Origin of the sequence: Kitasatospora sp. NPDC094016 (assembly GCF_040304045.1) — a bacterium.
Taxonomy (GTDB): Bacteria; Actinomycetota; Actinomycetes; order Streptomycetales; family Streptomycetaceae; genus Kitasatospora.
The window spans coordinates 59,379-79,802 of the sequence record NZ_JBEOUK010000027.1 but is presented as its reverse complement, the minus strand read 5'-3'; the positions used below and the strand labels follow the sequence as shown (position 1 = coordinate 79,802).

Genomic DNA, 20,424 nt, shown 5'->3' with positions numbered 1-20,424 from the left:
GGACCTTAGCGTGGCTCCCTTTCTCCGCCCAAGGAACAAGCCGGGGCGAGCGCTCTGTCGTGTGCGCCCGGGCTGGCCTCGGCTTTACCGCGGTAAAGCCCGGCCGCTCAGTACACCGTTCCGGCGACGTGCACCTCCTCGGGTCTCGGTACCATCCCGTGGATCCCGAGGATGCGGCTGCTGCGCTCCTCCAGCAGCGCCAACACCGACCTCGAGTCCGCGCCGTCCACTACGAGGGGGGCCTCGGTCGGCGACGGCCGCACCAGCGCCCCGCTGCGCTGCGCTGCCTCCACCATCGCGGCCACCAGCCGGGAGCCGATCACCGGCCGCTCGGCCTGGCCGGTGATCTTCACCTCGTACACCTGCCCACCGGGTAGCACGCCCGTCACCCGCAACATCGCCGTTGCCTCCGATCCGCTCACGCCCGCCGTCCCAGCGTGCTCATCACGCCGAGCAGCCACTGACGCAGGTCGTCGTCCAAGTACCACGTCGAGCCGCTGAACATCGCCTCCAGCGCGGTCGGCAACACCTCCCAGGACCGGCCGTCCGCCGGCTCCGAACCGGTGAACATGTCCGCCCAGCCACCCTGCCGGGCGGTCGCCCGCGGGTGGTGCCCGCGGCCGGGGAACCACTGGGCCAGCCGGACCTGCGGAGCCCGCTCCCGCGCCCCGACCTCGCCCCGGGATGTGCGCACCCAGTGGTACGCCTCCTCCGCGGCGGCCAGCTCCGGGATCGAGTGCTGCAGGTGGTGCGCCAGCGCGTGCAGGGCGGTCGCGTCGCTCTCGCCCACGGTCAGGTGCCGGCTCTGGGGGTGGTAGGAGCCGCGGCGCGCGCCCGTGCTGACGGTGAGCGGGCCGGCCGCCGCCAGCCAGTCGGCGGGCAGGAACGCCTCCAGGCCGCGCAGCCGCTCCCCGCCCTCGCCGCTCGCCCGCAGACCGCCGCCGGTGCCGAGCTGCCGGACCCGGCCGAGCGTGTGCTGGGCGGCGTCGCGCAGCGCGGCCGCGTACGCCGCCTGGGCGCGCTGCTCGTCCACCACCGCCTGCTGGGCCTCCGCCCGAGCGCTGTCCAGCTCCAGCTCAGCGTCCCGGCTGCCGGCAGCGGCCTCGGCGGCGATCCGCTCAGCGCGCCGGGTCGCGGTCTGCGCGTACTGGTGAACCGACCGGAGCCGCCCGTGCGGATCAGCCCCCAACTCCGGCGCCACCTGACGCATTTGGTCGGTGACCGCAGCATCCAGGGCCTCGCCCGCGCCCAGGACGGCGGCCAGATGCCGCAGCGCTTCCGGGCCCGGTCCGCCGTCCACCGCCCGGTCCGCCGTCCACCGCCGCTCTTCGACAGCCTCGGGCAGCCGCCCGGCCTCGAGGCCGGCGGTGCTCGCCGTCTCCCAGCGGCCGACCGTCCGCTCGACCTGGCCGAACCGACCGGCCGGCAGCATGGCCAGCCACGGCGTCAGATCCGCGCCAGCCTCCGTGCTCCCGCCGGTCTCGCCGGCGGCGGCCGCGATGTCCGCCTCGATCTCCCGCGTCTCCGGCCACCACCGAAGCCGCCGCGCCAGCCGCTCCCGCACCCGCTGGAGACGCTCCCCGTCCTCGCCCCGCCACATCGTGGCAACCTTGCGCAGCACCTCCCGCAGCCAGACCGCGACCCGGCGGGCCAAGCGCACCAGCGCGGCCATCACCCGGGAGAACAGCCCGGGCCGGGCCTCGGCCGGCACGCCGTCCACGATCTCCCGCGCCACCTGCTCCTGGCCCGCTGCCATCGCCTGGACTGTGCGCTGCACGATCTGCTCGACCTGCTGCTGGTCCAGGTGCCGGCGGCTCAGCACGGACAGCGCTGCTCCCAGCGCGGAGCCCACCGCCCGCCCGGCGAACGACGACGCCGTCTGGCCGGCGCGCTGCCCGGCCGAAGCCGCCGCCTCGCCCCGGCCGGCGGCCGCGGCCCCAGACGCAGAACCCGAGTTGCCGCCTGCGGCCCGGTAGGAGCGGGCCATGGCCACCAGCGCGAACGTGGTCGGGTCGATCGCCTCGGGGATGCGGCGCAGCAGCCGCACCGCGCGCTGCGCCGTCTCCTCCTCGCTCTCCCCGTCCAGCGGCTCCAGGTCGTTGAGGGTGCGCAGCACCGCCTTCACCGCGGCCTCCCGCGCCTTCTGTGCGGCGTGCCGTACGGCCTGCTCGGCATGGGCGTGCGCGGCTTCGTCCAGCCCAAGTTGGCGAAGCGCCTCAGCGGCGTCGGCGGCCGCGCGCCGCTCACCGCTGCGGGCAGCGCCGGGGGCCAGCCGCTCGGCGACGGACTGCCGCAACGCGTGGATGGTGCCCGGCACCGCGCCCTCCACCGCAGCCTCCACAACGGCGTCGACTGCGTCCCGCGCGCGGGCGGCGACGACGTCGCCGGTCCTCGGCCGCGCCGCTGGCGTGCCCGAGGGAGCTGCTGGTGCAGCCTCGGTGGGCTTCGCCCCGCCCGCCGGCGCGGTCGCCTGCGGTGCCGGCAGGTGGTGAACCGGAGCCGAGGCCGGCAGCACTTCCTCCTCCGCGAGACCGTAGGCGTCCTCGACCGTCACCGCCCGGGTGCCACCCGGCCCCGGCCGGGAATCGGTCACCACCACCGGCGTCGACGTGCCGTCGCCCTGCGGCACCGCGACCACGTCACCGGGCACCAGGTCCCCGGCCGTTCCCCGCACCGGCACTCGACCCTGCTCCTGCGGCCGACCGCCGGCGGCCTGCGCGAGTCGGTCTGCTGCACGTCCGGCCGTCCGGCCCTCCCCGGTGCGCGGATCGGCGTGCTGACGCAGTGCCTCCTCGAGGGCCCGGGCCTGCTCGGCGGTCACCGGCTGCCCGGCCTTGATCCGCTCGGCTGCCTCCCGCGCGTCGGGCTCGTCTGCCTCGCCGAGCCCGAGGGCGTGAATCCGCGCCCGCTCAGAAGGCGTCAGCTGGGGGACGATCCCGGCATCGGCCTGCGGCGCGGCACCCGCGGGGGTGACCCGCCGGGTGTCGTCGATCCCGGTGACGGCCTCTTGCGGCGACAGATCGGCCGGCTGTCCGGAGGCGCCGCTGGCACGCGGCAGCAGCAGCGCCCGGTCGGCCCGCAGCTGCCCGCGCGTTCCGGTCTCGACCTCCTCGTAGTCCACGACGACGTGCTCACCGTCGCGGACCGGCTGACCGACCACCTTCACCGGCGTCTTGCGGCCGGCGTCGTCCACCAACACGACGTCCCCCTGGGCCAGCTCCCCGGCCGGCACCGGCCGCAGCGCCACGATGGCGGGCCCGGCCTCGTCCGGCTGCGCGCCGCGCGCCACGGTCAACGACCCGCCATCGGCGAGTTCGACGCCCTGCGGTGTCGCCACCTCGACGGCGTCGCCGTCCACGGCCTGCACCACGCCGACCGGCTGACGGGTGTCCGGGTCGACAGCGATCTGGCCCGGCTTGATGTGCTGCCCGTCCGGCGTCCAGCCGGCCGGGCGGGCAGCGCCGCCGTCGACGACCTCCAGTTCCCCCGGGGCGGCGTCCTGGTCGTGGCGCCGTCCTTCGTAGCGCACAGACGCTGCCGAGGCGGTCACTCCGGTCACCATGCCCTCCCTGTCGCCGGGGCTGCGCACCAGTGAGCCGGGGAACAGCCCCACGCCGTTGCGGTCGGTGGGGTGGTCGCCGTCCAACCGACCGTTCATCGCCTCCAGTTGCGCGCCGGTCAGCATGGAGCCCTGCTCGGTCAGCGCGTCGGCCCGGGCGGCCTGCTCACCGGCGGAGACGAATACCACCCCGCGCCGGCCCGAGGTGCCTTCCGCGTCGTCTCCCACAGTGACCTCGTGGCCGCGAATCGTCCGGCCACCGCGGGTGATCACCGCCTCGCGTCGGCCCAGCACCCATCCGGAGCGGCCGACCGGGCTGCCGTTCTCGTCGCTGCCCTCGACCCGGGCAACGTCGCCCGCACGCAGCTGCTCGACGGCTACCCACTGCGCGGGCCGGCCACCGATCGGATCGGGTGCGCCCTGGTCTTTCACCCGCTTCGAGCGGTCGACACCGTCCTGCTGCTCGGCCCCGGGCCGCTGCCCAGCCGCCGGGACGTCCGCAGACGGCCGCTGCTCCGGCTCCGGCAGGACGGTCGCGGCGCCCGCGGCCGCCGGCGCGTCCGCACCTCGAGGCCGCTGACTTGCCCCACCGTCCAGAGCGCCCGCGACCGGCGGCGAGGCCGGCTCGTCCGGCCCGGCGGCCCGCGCGGCCTCCTGTTCCTCCTGCCACTGAGCTCGGGCGCGCCGCTCACCGGCCAGGTGCTGCTGGTAGTACCGGGAGAACGACATCGGCCGGTCGCCGCTGTTGTGGTACTCGATCCACTCGCGCAGCTCGTCCGAGGCGTGCTTGTCGAAGACGGACTGCGGGGCCTCGAACAGCATGTAGTCCGGGTCGTCGATCCGCAGACCGTTCGCGACCCGCCGCGACGGCCGTCCCTCCGCGGCCGCCCGCGCGTCCTCGGCCTCCTGCTTGACCCGAGCCGCCCGCGCCTTCTGCGCCGACTCCCGGCGCACCAGGTAGCCCTTGGTGTAGTCCTCGACCGCCGACCTGATCGTGGGCTGGTACTCGTTGTCGTACTGGTGACGAAGCCGCTGCCGCTCCGCCTCCACCCGCTCCAGGTACTCCCGGCGGGTCTCCTTCGTCGGATACAGGCCGGCCAGCTGATCCATCAGCTGTTCCTCGGCCGCCCGCGCCGCGTCATCGGCCGGAGGGGCGTCGGACGCCTGCGCGGCCAGCGGGGCGAGCGCTCGCCAGTAGTCCCCACGCTCGGCGGCGCGCCGGTCCAGCTCGTCGGCGACCCGGTGCAGCTCCGGGTTGCCCCAATCACCGGCCGCCGCGACCTGGTCGCTCAGCACGGCCAGGTGCGCCTCCAACACGCCTTCGTCAACGCCCGTCAGATCGTCCGGAAGCTTCTGGCCGCTGCCGTCCATCGTTGGCAGGTCGGGATCGGGCTGCTCCGCCAACTCCTGTGCAGAGTCGCGTACTTCCTCACGGTCCTGGGGTGCGGTGTGCTCGTCGCGCGCGGCCCGCATCGCCTCGCCGATCCGCCGGCCCTCGGCGTCCCGCCAGCCCCGCCCGGCCGCCTGCGCATCCGGCGCGTCCCACGGGAACGGCTGGCCTTCGGCGTCGACCAGCCCCTCGTAGCGGGCCGCCATGGCGGCCGCGTCCTCCCGGCTGCCCTCCACTGAGTTGCCGTCACGTGAACCGATCGTGGCGCCCGTACGGGCGTGGCCGAACTCCCAGGTGCGTCCGCCGTCCTTCGACCAGTACGCCACCCCGCCGCCGGGGGAGACCCCCAGCGTCGGGTTCGCGCCGAGCCGCGCCACGTAGGCTCGGTTCTTCGCGCTGCCGGGGATGCCCTCGCCGCCGGTGAACCGCTCCCGCACCCGCGCGAGCCCCTCCTCGACGGCGCCCGCGTCCTCGGCTGCTGCGGGCCCGTCTGCCGGCGCTGCTGTGTGCGTACCGGCGCCGTCCGGCCGCTCTGCTGAGTCAGGCTCCTGCAACGCGGCCTCGACCAGGGCGCTGCGCCGCTCGTGCTCCTCAAGCGTGCCGGGGAACCGCTCACGCCGGACCGCTTCCGGCAGGTTGGCCACCATCGCGTAGAACGCGTCGTGCCGGGCGACGTTCAGCGGCTCCTCGACGCTGTGCGCGCTGATCGCCGCGGGCTGGTCCGGGTCGGCGCCGTCCGCGTGCAGCAGGAACCGCTCCACCGCATCCGCGTCCAGGTCCCGCCGTTCAGCCTCCTCCCGGGCCTGGGCGCGCTGGCGGGTGAATGCCTCCCGCAGCTCCTCGTAGTACCGGCCTTCACCGATGATGCCCGGACCGCCCCGGCGCCCGTCACCACGGTAAGACCCGAAGTAGACGGCCTCCCCAGCGGCGGGGCTGTCGGCGGCGCGAAGCCGCTCCAGGTAGTCCGCTGTCGCGCGCTGGCCGGCCGCTTCAGCTTCGGCCCGCAGCAGGCGGGCCCGCTCGGCAAGGAACTCCCGCATCGGACCGTCGTGCTCGGCAAGGAAGTGCTCAACGTTCGCGTCGAACTGGGCGAGCGGCGCCGCCGCGCTGGCTTCACCCAGCAGCGCATTCCACTCCTTGGCGTCGTCCGGGTGTCCGCCGGCGGCAGCAGCCAGACGCCCGACGACGTCGGGTACCTGCCCGCCCTCCTCCGGGTTCCAGCGGCTCGCCACGACACCGGCCGGCGGCTGTACCTTCCCCGCCCGCCGAACCGACCTGCCCGCCGAGCGACGGGAACCGCCCGGATGGCCGCCACGCCCGGCCCGAACACCTTCACCCGCGGTCTCGTGCCCGCCAGATGCAGGGGAACCCTTCGGCAGGGGCGCGCCGATCAGCGGGACGTCCGGCGCCCCCAGCCCGTCGAGGTCGGGCCCGCCGACGTTCGTCCCGTCAGGACGGCCACGCCGTCCCCGCCGCCGACGACGAGAACGCTCCCGGTCGTTGCCCCCGTCCTCCTCACCGGTGTCGTGCTCGGCGTCGCGCTCACGGTCTCGCTGCTCGGCGGCCGTGCCGTCGTCGAGCGTACGGCGGTTCGCCTCACGATCACGGTGCTCACGCTGCGGCGCACGGCCCGCGTCGACGCCCCGCTCCTGATGGTTCTCCCGGTCAGCCGAAGCCCCGCTCCGGCCGTCCTCCTGGTCCTCCCGCCGGCGGCGATCCTGCTTGGAACCCTCCTGCCCCTCCCGCTGCGTCGTAGCCGCGCCCTCGTGCGCGCCGGAGACCCCGCCGCGCGGGTCGTGCTGGTGCTCGGTCGAAGGTGAGGACATCTCCGGCGCGTCCGTGCCACGGACATGTGCCTGCTCCTCCGCAACGAACTTGGCGAACTCCTGCTGCGCCCGTTCGATGTCCTGCGGGCTCGGCTCGCCGGAGGCACGGTGGTACCGGTCCTCAGGCCTCATCGCCGCGAAGACCGTGGCGAATTGGTTCTGGCCGAAGGGATTGTCCGGACCGCCGTGCAGGCGGGAGAGCTCCCGGTCAGCGTCGCGAATGGTGCGCAGGTCCTCGGGTACGCTCCCGCTGTCGCTGTGGCCTTCCGCAAGCGACGTCAGCGCGCGTACGGCAGCAGCATGAAGGCGGCGTGCTTCCTCGTTGCCCTCGAGCCGGCCGAGCGGCGGGAAGGTCCGTACGTGGTACTTCGCGAGGCCCTGGAGGTGCCACTCCGGCGCATCCGTGGGCACCGGACCGTCGAGCCGATCGTTCTCCACCGCCAGGTCGATAGCCTCTTGCAGGGTGTCGAAGGTGAACGGTCCCTTGTAGCCCCGACGCTTCTTCCGGCCGGTGATCCCGTACGGGTGGTACGGGTAGTACCGGCCCTCGTGGCTGGACAAGCGGCTGATCAGCCGGCCGTCCTGCCACAGGTCGTAGAAGTCGCCATCGGGCCGAAAGCGGTTGAGCGTGACGCCCTCATGATGGGTCGGGTAGGAGGCGGTGTCTCCCGGGCCCGGCAGCGTCCCGGCGGCCGCATCCACCGGCCCGTGCAGGCGTTCGGGCGCGGCCAGAACCGGCTGGTCGCCGGCAGCGGGGGAATCGGCGGGCGCACCCTCCGGCGTGAGGGAGCGAAGATCCGCATCAACCTGTTCCGGGGACAATTTCACATGCTCACCGAGCTGCTGCGGTGCCTCGCCCGCGGCCGCCTCAGAGGGGGTCCCCCGGTCAGCATCGAACCGTGCGCGGGCCTGGCGCATCCGCTGCGCGTACGACACCCCGTTGATGTCCCGCACCTCGTCGGCGTGTCGGGAGATATCCCACGAGAGTCCCAGCGTCGTGCCCTTGCCGTCCTTGATCGACTCGAAGGCAAGAGCGAGCTGGTGGGCGTCCTCCTCAGTGCCGGCTACCTTGCTCACCTCAGGGTCGCCGACGTACTCACCGAGGTCCCGGGTAGTGATCGACCAGGTCTTTCCGTCGTCCTCAGTCCAGACCCAGAAGCGCCCCATCGGGCTGAACTTCATCGTCGGGTTCTTGGACTGACGACGCACGAACGCCGGGTCGGTGGAGTCGGGTGCGCTCGTCGCCAGGCTTCGCTTCGCGTACCGGACCCAATCCGGGTTCGGCTCCGGCTTCTTGCTCCAGTTCTCATTCCATGACCGCTGAGCATCCGTCCAGTCGGTGTCCGCCAACTGCTCCGCCGCCCCAGCGCCCACCCCGGCGGAGCCAGCGGATCGCGCATCGACGTCATCGCCGGCGGGGGCCGCCAGGCCCGAACGGTCCCCCAGGGCGCCGCCCGCTCCCAGGCCGTGCTGCTCCACCACGGCCGGGCTGCTCCCCGGCGGCGTGTAGCGGCCGGAATCGATCGCCGCCTGGAGGTCATCGTCTGAGGCGACGTCGGCGCGCGGCTGCGGCTCGCCGTTGCGCCTGCGCACCTGCTGCATGGAGATCGTGGAGGTGTGGCCCGTCTGCGGGTCGCGGACCGTCAGCACGTTGTCGGCCTTCACGACGTCGCCGGTGAGCACTCGCTCGCCGTCCTCCGAGACGTACAGCACGGTGTCTCCGGGGGTGAAGTCCTCGCGCGTCCAGTCCCGCGGGTAGTCGGTGTCCGGCGCCTCCATCGGGTCTTCGGAGCGGGTCACCTCCCACACCCAGCCCAGGCCCCCGGCGTCGAGGGCCTCGGTGGCGCGGGTGACCGCGACGTACGACAACCTCAGGTCCTCGTCGCTGGGCATTGTCGTCAGGTCGTACTTACCGCTGTCGTCCATCTCCGGGCCGCGGAAGTCGCCGGCGATCCGCACCCGCCGCCACTCCAGCCCCTTCGACTTGTGGGCGGTGGAGATCACCACGTCCGGGTCCTGGTGCTCGCCGACGATGCCGCCCTCGCCATCCTCGGGGGCGCGGCTGTGCTGCTCGATGTACGCCTTCACGGCGGCGATCGCGGCGTCGCGGTTGCCGGCCGGGTTCTTCACCGTCCAGCTTCGGCCGGACTTGCGGTTGGTCACCGTGTGGGTGCCGGGCTGGTAGTACCAGCGCTTCGACTGGTCGTCCCAGGCGAGCTTGCCGAAGCCGTTGGCCTTCGGGTCCTTCAACCAGCGCGTGAACGCCTCGTGGTCCGGGTCGCCGAACCTGGTACCGGAGATCCACAGCCGCTCGCCGTCGTCGCTGACACGGATGTCGGAGGCCAGGCCTCCCGACTCAAGCAGTCGGTCGAGTTTGCCGTCCGTGTCGTTCTCGATCAGCTGGACCAGGGTGCGCATCGACCCGGCCGCCTCGGACTCCTGCTCGACGTACTCGACCACGTCGTCCCACGCGGCGAAGTTGGCGAGGTCCTTGTGGTTGGTCTTCTCGCCGGCCTGGAGCTGCCGGGCGGCCTCGACGAACTTGCGGATCTCGTCCAGGCCGCCCGCGACGGCGACCCGCTTGCCGCGGTCCAGCGCGTCGATCGCCTCGATCACCGCGGTGGCGTTGGTGCGGCACAGCACCGCGTCGACGTCGTCCGGACCCAGCTCCGTGATCCGCGACTCCTTGCCGGGCAGGCCCTTGAGGCGCATCTCGGTGCCGGACAGGCGAAGGAACCGGTTGCCGGCCTCGGCGATCTGCGGGCCGAAGCGGAACGACTGGGTCAGGGTCAGCCGCGCGTCGACGGGGAAGCGGGCGAGCGCGTCGGTGGCGCCACGGAACCCGTAGATCGACTGGTTGGAGTCGCCGACCGCGACGACCTGCACGCCCTGCTTCATCGCGGCGCGCACGACCCCGTCGAGGACCGGGCTAACGTCCTGAGCCTCGTCGAAGAAGATCACGTCCGTGTCGACCTTGAACCCGGACAGCGCCCACTGCTTGACGATGTAGTCCTGGTCGTACGTCAGCTTGCCGTGCGGGTCGAGAATGTCCTCCCACGTCCGCTCCGCGATCGGCTTCAACGCCTCGAACAGCGCCTCGCGGTGCTCCTCCTCGATCCACGGCGGCAGGCTCAGGTGCTGCGGGCCCATCTCCTCATCGGAGGACTGGCACCACCGCGAGACCAGGTCACGGGCCTGGTAGGCGGCCGACGACGGCTTCAACGACTTCCCGGGCGCGTACTCCACCCAGTCGTACACCCGCATCAGATCGGCCACGGTCTGGGCGGTCTGGCGCTTCGCGCCGCCGTCGCCGTCCTGCGGCAACCTCTTCCCGAGGTCCCGCCCAGCGTCCTGGTACCGCTTGTTGACCGCCTGGAAGGCCATGCCGTTCGCGGTCTGCGGGGTGACGTTGTCCGCGTACTCGCCCTTGGCCTTGGCCTGCTTCGCCTCCTCCGCCACCGACCGGTTGAACGCGAGGTAGGCGATGCGCTTGCCCGGCATCCGCCGCGACAACTGCTTGAGCGTCGACGACTTGCCGGTGCCCGCGAGCGCCATCACCGCGGTGTTCAGGCCGCGCCGGGCCACCGCCTCGTGGATCAGCGTCTGCTCTGGAGTCGGCGGGTACTCCTCCTGCTCCGCCGCCGCGGCGTCGATCTGCTCCCAGTCGGCATCCGAAGGCGAGCCGGGCTTCGCCGCCGGCATATCCTCGATCCGCTCGACGTTGCGGCCCTCGCCCTCGTCGGCGCGCAGCCCCTGGCCCGCCAGCCGGTTCTCGATCTCCTCCCCACGGTCAGCCGGCTTCTCGACGACCGTCTTGCGGTTGAGCTCCCGCTGCACCTCCCACCGGCGCAGCTCGGCCCGACGCCGCCATGCGAGAGCCAGCGGGTCGGTTGAGTTCTCCGTCGCCTGCACGGCCGCGTCGAGATCCGACAGCTCGTCGTCCAGCTCCTGCTGGTTCATCCCCGTCACCGGCCGGTCGCCGACCATCGGCCGCCCCGCCCCGTGCTGCGACGAAGGTGCCCCCGAGTGCCCCTCTCCACTGCTTCCGGCAGCCGGGGCATGCGGCTCGCCGGGACGGAGCGAGGCCAGGTCCGCCTGCACCTGCTCGGGGTCCAGCGGCACGCGCTGCTCGGTACCGCTCGACACCGCAGACTCCGCCTTCGGCACCGTCGCGTCGGTCGTGACCGGGTCGGCGTCCCGGACAGGCGGCGAGTACGGCTGGGCGAACGGGTCGGGCTCGCCGGGCCGGGGCAGGGTGGCCTGCGTGCGGTCCGTCTCGTACGCCTCGCTGTCCAGCTTGTCGGCCGCGTTGTGCAGCACCTTCTGCCGGCGCCGTCCGGCAGCGGTGGTGGTGTCAGCCTGGTCGGCGGCCGCCCGGGCGGCGTCGCGCAGGGTCCGCATCTGGTCCGAGCGCATCTGGTAGCGGCGGAAGACGCCGGGCTTCCAGCCGATCGGCTCCTCGGGGTCGGGCTGTGCGAGCTGGGCCAGCTCGCGCACCTGCGCCTCGGTGAGCGTGACTTCCTTCCAGACGCTGCCCGTCGCCAACGGAGAAGAGTGGCCCGCTCGCCGATCGCCGCGGTTCAGGTCGATGCCCTGCGCGACGTGGGTCGCCACCCGGATCGGCGGGATGCCGGCCTTTGCGGGCATCTTGTCGTGCCAGGTCATGCTCTCGGGCGCGCCGCCGCGCGCGTCCTGTCCCCACCAGGCGGTGCGGCCCTCCTCATCCGGACGCGAGCGCACCCAGCCGATGGTGTTGCCGTCCTCGTCGGCGATCCATCCGTGCCCGGCCTCCTGGTCGAGGCTGTGGAGCCGGCCGCCGTAGTTCACGGCCAGGCCCTCGGGAGTCGATGCCTGATCGAGCTTCGCCTGCCGTTCCTCGGCAGCGGCCTCGGTTGCGGCCGCGAGGCTGGCGGCCTGTGCGGGCGGCTGCTCGCCCGGGCGGTGAACGTCATGGTCGGGGTGGATGGCGTAGCGGCCCTGGACGCTGACGAAGTGCTGGCCGTCCTCGGTCGGGCTCACGTACCAGCCGGAGCCGTCCGGAGTGACGATCTCCTCGCCGGTTTCGTACCGGCGCACCTGACCGTCCTCACCGGCGGCGGGCGCCGGTGGAGCGTCCGGGGCGCCGGACGTCGGCGCGTCGTTGGCGTCGCTGTTCTCCGGGGTGCTCGCGGCGTTCGTCTCGGGCGCGGACTGCGTTGCCGCCTGCGGCTCGGGCGCCTTGCCGCCGTTGCTCCTCTCGGCCGCGCCGGCAGGGCGCTGCCCGGACGGGGTGGCGCCGTCCGCGCGGCGGAACGTGTGCTCGGGCCGGTGCATCAGGGTCCGGCCATCGGTGGTACGCACCTGTACCCCGCCGTTGCCGTTCTTGCCGAGCTGCTCGGGCTCGTCGGCGACCTCCGCCACCGTGCCGTCGTCCGCGACGTACCGGTCGCCCCGGCGCAGACGAGAGGCCCTAAGCCGGTCGGTAGCGCCTTCGGCGTCGGCGAACATGTCCGGCGTGCCGAACTCGTCGGCCACCTGCTGAGTCGGCTGTGCTGCCCGCACGTCGGCGGCGCCGAACAGCCCGGCGTCCTCGCCGCTGGCCTGCTCGGCCTGCATCTCCTGCCAGCTGCCGCCCGGGCCGGCTGGCGCATCCGTCTTCGCCTTCTTACGGCGGCGGGCCTGCTCGGTGGACAGCAGCGAGTGCCGCGCGACGTCCTCGGATCCGACCTCGCCGTCCCCGAGGAGATCCGGCTCCAGCGACGCCACCTCGTCGGCGATCTGCTCGTCCGTCAAGGTCGACGGATGCGCCCGCCCGTCCCGGGCCGCCGGGGCCGCGCTGCTCTTTGGGTCCCGCTCGGTCCCCTCAGGAGTAGGAGCCCCACCCTCAGACTCTCCCGCGGGCCGCGCAGGACCAGCCGCCGCGTGCGGGCGAGCAGCGTCCGGACGGACCGCCCGCTGCTCCCCGTCACGAGGGAGCGGCGGGTCAGGGGCGATCGACGCCAGATCGGCCTGCACGCTCTGCGGAGTCAGCTCCTCCGGAGCGTCGTCCCCGGGACGGCCGGCGGCCCGCTTCTCGGTGGCCTGCTGCGCCCGCTCCCGCTTCGCCTGGTCGCGTCGTGCCTTCGTCGCCTCGCGGTCCGGCCACGAGACGGTGGTCCGGCCGTTCACGTCGGTGGTGACCACCGGCGGAGCCGGAGTGCGCGGCATGACGTCCACGTCCTGCACCGCGGCCGGATCGTCGGCCTCCTCCGGGCGCTCGCCAGCCCGGATTCGGGCGTCCCGAAGCTGCTGCTCCAGCGCGTCGATCCGGCGGCGCTGTGCGGCGCGCTCGTTGGCGTCGCTGCTGAGCGGCTTGGACTGGGCGCTGATGATCGCGTTCACCAGACGGGAGCGCTGCTGCGCGGTCTCCAGCTCGTCGGCCTTCTCGAACGGCTTCTTCAACCGCTCGGTGGCGACGGCCGCGTTCCGTTCCTCCTGCCGCAGGAAGCTCTCGGCGGCCTCGATGTTCGCCTCGGTGCCGGCGAGGGAGTCCTCAAGGCGGGTGATCGGGGTCAGCGACTGCGCGTCCAGCATGTCCTGGGTGTACGAGCGGCGGCTTCCCGGCACGTCCGGCATGGAGATGTCGGCGACGTAGACCCGGGCGCCCGCGTGGTAGCCGACCCGGAACTTGGCCACGACGTCGACGCCGCCGACCTCACCCAGCGACACCTGCGCGTGCTGCTCCCACGGGCTCTGCCGGCCCTCGGCTATGACCTCGCCGGCCAGACGTGCCAGCGCGGCGCTCGCCTCCTTGCGGCTGGTCAGCTTCTTCCCGCCGAGGGTGGCGTTGAACGCGTCACCGCGGGTGACGCGCTTGCGCCCGGAGACGGCCTGCAGCTTGGTGACCAGGCCCGCGGTGCGCTCTCGCAGATCGTCGGTCTGATGGATGGTGGCGCGGGCGCCGTCGATCGCCCGCAGGTACGCCTTGTGCTGGCGGGTCAGCAGCCCCAGCGACGCGCGAACGTTCGCCTGCTCCAGAAGGTAGGGGTTGCCGGTCGCCATCGCGGTGACCTGCTCAGCGTTGAAGACGCCGTCCGGGATGTCCTCCACCGTGCGGTCGGTGAGGTTGCCCTTCATCAGCTGCCGGATGAACTTCGCCTTCCGGGCCACGGTCTGCCACGAGAAGCCGTCGAAGGACTGCTCGGTGACGTACTGGAAGATGCTGATCTCGGGGTTGACATTGCCCTGGCGGATGATGCGGCCGTTACGCTGCTCCAGGTCGGCCGGCCGCCACGGGCAGTCGAGGTGGTGCAACGCGGTCGCGCGCAACTGGACGTTCGTGCCGACGCCCATCTTCGTGGTGGAGCCGATCAGGACGGCGATCTTGCCGTTGCGGGCATCGGCGAAGAGCCTCGCCTTCTCGGCGTCGTTCTTCGCCTCGTGGATGAAGCGGATCTTCTCCTCGGGGATGCCGCGTTCGGCGATCAGCGCCTTGAGTTCGGCGTAGGCGGGGAACGGGCTCTCGTCCAGCTCCTCCAGGTCGGCCGGCGCCCCCTTCTTCCCCTTGCGCTTCTTCTTGTTCGGGTCCTGGGGGGTGCCCATGTCCAGGAACACGATCTGCAGCCCACCCTTGGTGGGGTGCGGTGTCGGGTCGTCCTTGCTGGTCGGGTACTCGGTGTCCTTGGTGGACTCGTAGATCCGGTGGATGTTGTCGGCGGCGGTGCGCAGCTTGTTCCCGGCCTCGTCGAGGCCGACCATGCGCGGATCGAGGGAGACCTTCCGGCCGTCCGAGCTGATCTTGAGCATGTTGTCTTCGGTCGGCTCGACCATGCCGCTCTTCACCGCGGCCGCGCGCCGGGCGAGGGACTCCTGGTAGGCGAGCATCGCCTCGGTCGGCTCGACCTTCACGGTGATGGCCCGGCCGGTCGACAGCTTGGGGACGTCGAGATCCAGGTCATCGGCGGTCTTCACGTCCGCGACGGTCTTCCAGATCCGGAGCAGCTCCGGCATGTTGCGGAACGCCGAGAAGCGGGACACCTCACGGAAGCCGGAGCCGTCCGCGGCCAGCTCCACCCCGTTGACGATCTTGCCGTAGGTGGAGGCGAACTCGTCGAAGTCGCGGATGCGGGCCTTCTCCAGCAGGTCCGGCCGCAGGTAGCGCAGCATGGTGTGCGCCTCGGTCACCGAGTTCGAGATCGGCGTGGCGGTAGCGAAGGTGACGACCCGGCCCGACTTGGTCTTGCCGCGCAGGTAGTCGAGCTTCATGTCGAGGTCGGAGGCCCGGTTGGAGCCCTCGATGGCGGCGCCGGGGATGGAGCTGTTCGTCGCGAGGTTCTTGTAGTGGTGCGCCTCGTCGACGACGACGTAGTCGATGCCGGTGTCCTCGAAGGACAGACCGGCACGGTCCTTCATCGCGGAGGTCTTCTTCTCGATCTTCGCTTCGAGGTTCTTGAGCCTCTTGCGGATCTCCTTGACCATCCGCGTCTCGCGGCCGCCCGCCGGCCGGTCCGCTTCCGAGACGTTGCGTTCGCCCTTCGCCCGGGCCAGGGCCCGCTTGAGGGACGCCTTCTCCCGCTCGATGTAGGCGAGCTGCGGCTCGGGGCGCATGTCGATCGACTCGAAGGCCCGCTGCGTGAGGATCACCGCGTCGGCGTCGGTGGTCGCGACACGGGCGATGAACTCCCGGCGCTTACGCCCGGTCAGGTCGTCCGAGCCGGCCGCGAGCAGCTTCGCATCCGGGTACAGCTCCAGGAACTCGTCGTGGAACTGCTGCAGCATGTGCCCGGGCACGACGATGACCGGCTTGCTGGCCAGGCCCAGACGCCGCAGCTCCATGACGCCCATGGCCATCTCGGCGGTCTTGCCGGCGCCGACCTCGTGGGCGAGCAGCACGGCCGGCTCGTTGACCATCCGGGCGACCGCGGCGTGCTGGTGGTCGTGCGGCTTGAAGTTCTCCGCCAGGCCCGGCATGGTCCGCCGCTGGCCGTCGTAGGAGCGCAGCGCGAGGTTGTTGTGGGTGTCGTTGTAGACCTTCTTGATCTCGGCCGCCCGCTTGGGGTCCTCCCACAGCCAGTCCTGGAACCGCTCGGCGATCTCCTCGGCCTTCGCCTGGGCGAGGTCGGTCGCGTCGGTGTCGACGTAGCTGGAGCCGTCCTCGTTGCGCCGGCGGACCTGGATCTTGCGGTTGGTGAGGATCGCTTCGACCAGCGTGGTAGCGGGGTAGTCCTCGGTGCCCCACGTCGTCCGGGCGGCGGTCGAGCCCTTGACCCGGTTGTTCGCCTCGACCTTCCACAGCGAGCCGCCCTGGTACTCGACCTTGACCGGCTCGGGCATCAGCTCGTTGAGAAACGCCTGCACGGGCTTGGCGCCGAGCCATGAGGCGCCAAGCGGAGCGTCGATCTCACCGGCGGGAATGTCCGGCGGCAGCACCTGCTCCAGGTGCTCGACGTTGACCCGGAACCGCGGGTCGGTGCCGGCCCGGTCGTTGGCTTCGTTGAGCTTGGCCCGGACGTTGCCCGACAGGTAGTCGGCGGCCATCTCCAGGTCGCCGTCGCCGGGCAGCTCGAAGACGAGCGGCATCTCCTCGCCGGTGACCGGGTCAACGGAGCGGGCCGCCAGCAGCCGAGCCCGCGCCTCGTCCGGCGTGGTCCGCATGACCTTCGCGAGCTCATCCAGGTCCAGGTGACCTATTCGCTCGTGCACCAGCACGGCGGCGTCCTGCGGGGAGTCCGCAGTCTCCGGCAGAGTCCGGTGCCGGCCCGCACGGCGGGTGAAGATCGACGCGGGGCTGCTGGTGCCGTTCTCGGCGTCGAAGGAGTCCAGCGCCTTGACGATCGACATCGTCGGGTCCTTGGTGAACAGGCCACCGCGCGGCGGCCGGTGACGGACCGCCTTGTCGATCTGCTCGCCGGTCTCCGGGTCGGTGGCCTTGCGGACCTTCCACTCGAACCTGTTGATCGCCCCGTGCTGCTGGTGGTACGCGTCGTAGCGGGCCTTGAGGTCCGCACGCAGCCGCTCGATCAGCGGCTCGTCGTTCTCCGGCGCGTTCTCGGCGGCGACCAGCGCCTTGAGGGCGTCACGCAGCCCCAGGAGGGCCTTGGCCTCCTCCGCCTGGCTCTTCGGCACGTCGAACGGATGGACCTGACCGTCCCGGACCTGAGTCAGCGTGCCGTCCTCTTCGACCTGCACGTGCCCGTCCACCCGGTTCGAGCCGGGCTCCAGCAGCCGCGGCTTGCGCCGCTCGGCACTGTCCTTCCGGTACGCCAGACCATCGGCCTTCGCCCGGTCGACGACGTCCTTGAGCGCCCGCTCCAGCGCCGGGGCGAGGTGGCCGTCTCCGTCCACCCGCAGGTCGTTCGCCCGGTTCAGGCCATGGCCGATCGCCATCTGCCCGAGGACCCGGTCCGGGTTGTCGGCGAAGTACGGGTTGAGGAAGACCCGGTCCTTCGACGCAACCGGCTCCTCCGGGTCCTGGCCGGGCAGCCCCTCGGCAGGCGCGGAGTGCACCCACATCGGCGGGTCCACGGGACCGCGCTCCTCCAGCGGCTTGATCGCCCGCTTCCGGTCCCGGCCGGTCGTGAACTCCTTCTCGCCATCACGGCGCCGGAAGATCAGCAGGTCCGTGACGACGTCCGTGCCGGCGGTGCGCCGGTGCGTGCCGGACGGCAGGCGGATCGCGCCGAGCAGATCGGCCTTGCGCGCCATCTCCATGCGCGCGTCCTCGGCACGCACCGAGCTGCCGTCCATCGTGAACCTGGAGGTGACTACGGCGACGATGCCGCCCGGGCGGGTCAGGTCCAGCGACTTGAGGATGAACGCGTTGTGGATGCGATGGTTGCCCTTGTTGTGCCGCAGGTCCACGACCTCGTACGCGCCGAACGGCACGTTGCCCACGGTCGCGTCGAAGGTGCCGTCCGGCAGGTGGGTCTTCTCGAAGCCCTCCGCGCGGATCTCCGCATGCGGGTACAGAGCCTTCGCGATGCCGGCGGTGATCGGGTCCACCTCGACACCGGTCACGTGCGCGCTCTCGGGCGCGTTCCCGATGAAGTTCCCCGACCCGGCACCCGGCTCCAGGACCTCCCCGCCGTCGAACCCGAGGCCGCGCAGCGCCCCCCAGACCGACTGCACGATCTGCGGGTCGGTGTAGTGCGCGTTCATCGTGCTGTCGGCCGCGCGCTCCCAGTCCTCGTCGGACAGCAGCGAACGCAGCTCCCGCGCCAGCGGCGCGAACTCCCCAGACGGCGAGTCCACGAACACCTGCGGGGTCGCACCCCACCCGGACCAGCGCGCCAGCACGGCCTGCTCCTGCGGCGTCGCCGGCCGCTGCTCGGCCTCCAGACGCCGCAGGACGCGGACCGCCTCGATGTTCGCCTTCACCCGAGCGGGCACCGCGGACGGAACCAGACTCCGGCCGTCCGCCGGCGGCCGCCAAGTCGGAGCGTTCTCCTCCTCCTCAGGCGACCCGAGGACTACACGACCGCGATCGGCGGCAGCGACACCCTCGGCATGTCCAGATCCTCCGTCCCGACCTCCTTCGGCACGCTGTAGATCAGCTCGTGCAGCGCCCCCTCCCGAGCCCGCATCCTCGCCATGTTCACCAGCCCGATCCGATCCGCCGTCTCGCCGGTCGACTCCAGATCGTCGAAGATGTCCTCCCAGCTCTCCCCGATCTGCGTCTCCACCTCCTCGCCGATCCGCTCGAAGAACGCCGTCGCGTCCGGCCCCATCTCCGCCGTCGCCGCCGGCCGGTACGTCTCCCAGTACGCCTTCGCGATCTGCCCGTACGGGTTCACCCTGGTCCCCTCCTCGATTCCTGACGGCCGCACCGCGGCCCTCGTCATTCTCCAGCTCGCGGGCGTCCTTGATCGCGCGGTCGAAGGCGTCGACGAACTCCTGGTCGTCCAGCCGGTCCCGCAGATGAGGCGCATCCCAGTCGAACAGCTCACCGCGATCGTTGTGGACCTGCTCGGCGGCGTTCGCCACCAGCAGGGCCTCGCGCTTCGTCGAGAACAGGCTCCGCTTGTTGCCGCTGCCGTCCCCGTAGCGACTCTGGACCAGGATGCCGGTGCCCGAGTGGTGCACCACGTACTTGCCCTTGGGAGTGCGGGTGACCATGAACCGGCCGTTGGTCGACAGCTGCTCGTTGCTGGTCAGCTGCACGACCTTGAAGGCGCTCTGCCGGTCCTTGTCGGCCTGGGCGCTGTCGGCGCTCGTCGGGTCGGACCCGTCGTCCCAGTGGTAGCGCACGTCGCGGACGGTGCGGAACCGGCGCGGCGCAGCCTGCCCGGCCGGCAGCCACCCACCACTCCGTGCTCCGTGCTGCTCCGGGGCGTCCTGCTCCTGGTCTCCGCTGTCGTCGTGGCCGTCGCGGCGCCGCCCGCTCTCCAGCATGTCGGCCCGGGCGTCAGCGCCGTCGTGCCCTGAACCCTGCGCCTCCGGTGTGGCGGCCTGCCGGTGCCGAGCACGGGCCTCCGCCTCGATCCGCGCGGACGGCACCTTGCTGCCGTGATCCCGTTCCCACTGCTCGTGCGAGTACGGGTGACCGACCAGTTCGAACCCGTCCGCAGCGCCGCCGTTGACGACGGCCAGCGTCTCCTTCCGTCCGCCGTGGCCCTCCCACGTCAACGTCGTCTTGTCGCCGTCCCGCTTCACATCCAGGACCCGCCGGGTGTACCAGCCACTGTCCGCGTTCGGGTTGCCAGCCACGACGAACTCGCCCGGCTTGATCTCCCGAGCCGCGGCCCGCCGGTGCCCCGGCTGCTCCCGCGCCGGGCCCTTCGGCGGGCCGGCCTTCTCCGCCGCCCGCTCCAGCTCCTCCCGGGTGTAGGACTGCCAGCCCTCCTGCCGGTGGATCGGACCGGACTCGAGGTCCTCTGCAGCCCGCAGGGCCTCCCGCTTGCTGCCGTGCTGACGCTCGTGCACACGCCCGGTCGCGGCCTCGTAGACCCGCCACCGCCCGTTCTCCTGGCCCACCATGTGCCGGCCGGACTCGGTCAGCTGCGCCGATGAGATCGTGCCCGCGCGCTCGCGGGCAGCCTCCGCGCGTACCCGGGCGTCCTGCGGCTGCTCGGCGTCGGCCGCCAGCGGGCGGACATCGCCGCGCAGCCACGACTCCACCGTGCTCGTGACGGTCGGCTTCTCGTCCGAGATGTGCTGCTCGTCGTCGCCCTTGTCGTGTGGCTTCACCTGCACCCGGGGGTCGCCTGCGTCCGGCTTCGTGATGCCGTCGCCGCGGCCGCCCGTCGACGTCTGAACCTCGCGCTTGGCGTCCTCTGCCAGGACCTTGTCCTCGCTCGCGGTCGGCGCGCTGCCGTCCGGACGGGACACCATCGTCAGCCGGTTCGCGTAGAGCTTCTCCCGCTCGCCGCTGTCCAGCCGTTCGACGAGCACCTTGTCGCCTGCCAGCGCCCGCAGCACTCGGGCCAGACCGCCGCCCCACAGACGGGCGATGCCGCCCGTCTCCACGAACCGCCCCTTGCTGTCGCGCGGGTGCAGAGCGGGATTCCAGGGCCGGCGGGTGACCTTGACCTCAAGGCCGGCGGGAGCGGTGCGGTTCTCGTCGTGCGGCATGCGGCGGACCATGCACACCCGCGACCGCTAACGTCGCGCCCTCGCTGCGACACGACCAGCGGGACAGCGCCCGCCGCCGATTCTGTGCCACATGTGGCACAAAAGAGCTGGGCCGCTGCCCC

2 protein-coding genes are annotated in these 20,424 nt (G+C 72.3%); both read right to left on the bottom strand.

All coding sequences use genetic code 11. The annotated features are described in order from the left end of the window. Window positions 1-107: 107 nt before the first annotated feature. Window positions 108-422 (bottom strand): hypothetical protein, encoded by a 315-nt coding sequence (locus tag ABT015_RS23790; protein WP_350882237.1) that lies wholly within the window; start codon window positions 420-422, stop codon window positions 108-110. After that, on the bottom strand, window positions 419-20,302 hold the full coding sequence (locus ABT015_RS23785) for a helicase-like domain-containing protein (protein ID WP_350882235.1): 19,884 nt from the start codon (window positions 20,300-20,302) through the stop codon (window positions 419-421). Before ABT015_RS23785 ends, ABT015_RS23790 begins: the two co-directional genes overlap by 4 nt. Window positions 20,303-20,424: the final 122 nt, after the last annotated feature.

What these genes read in the sequence shown, in the direction of transcription:
- ABT015_RS23785 (WP_350882235.1), bottom strand. Translation starts at nt 20,302, where the DNA reads ATGCCGCACGACGAGAACCGCACCGCTCCCGCCGGCCTTGAGGTCAAG.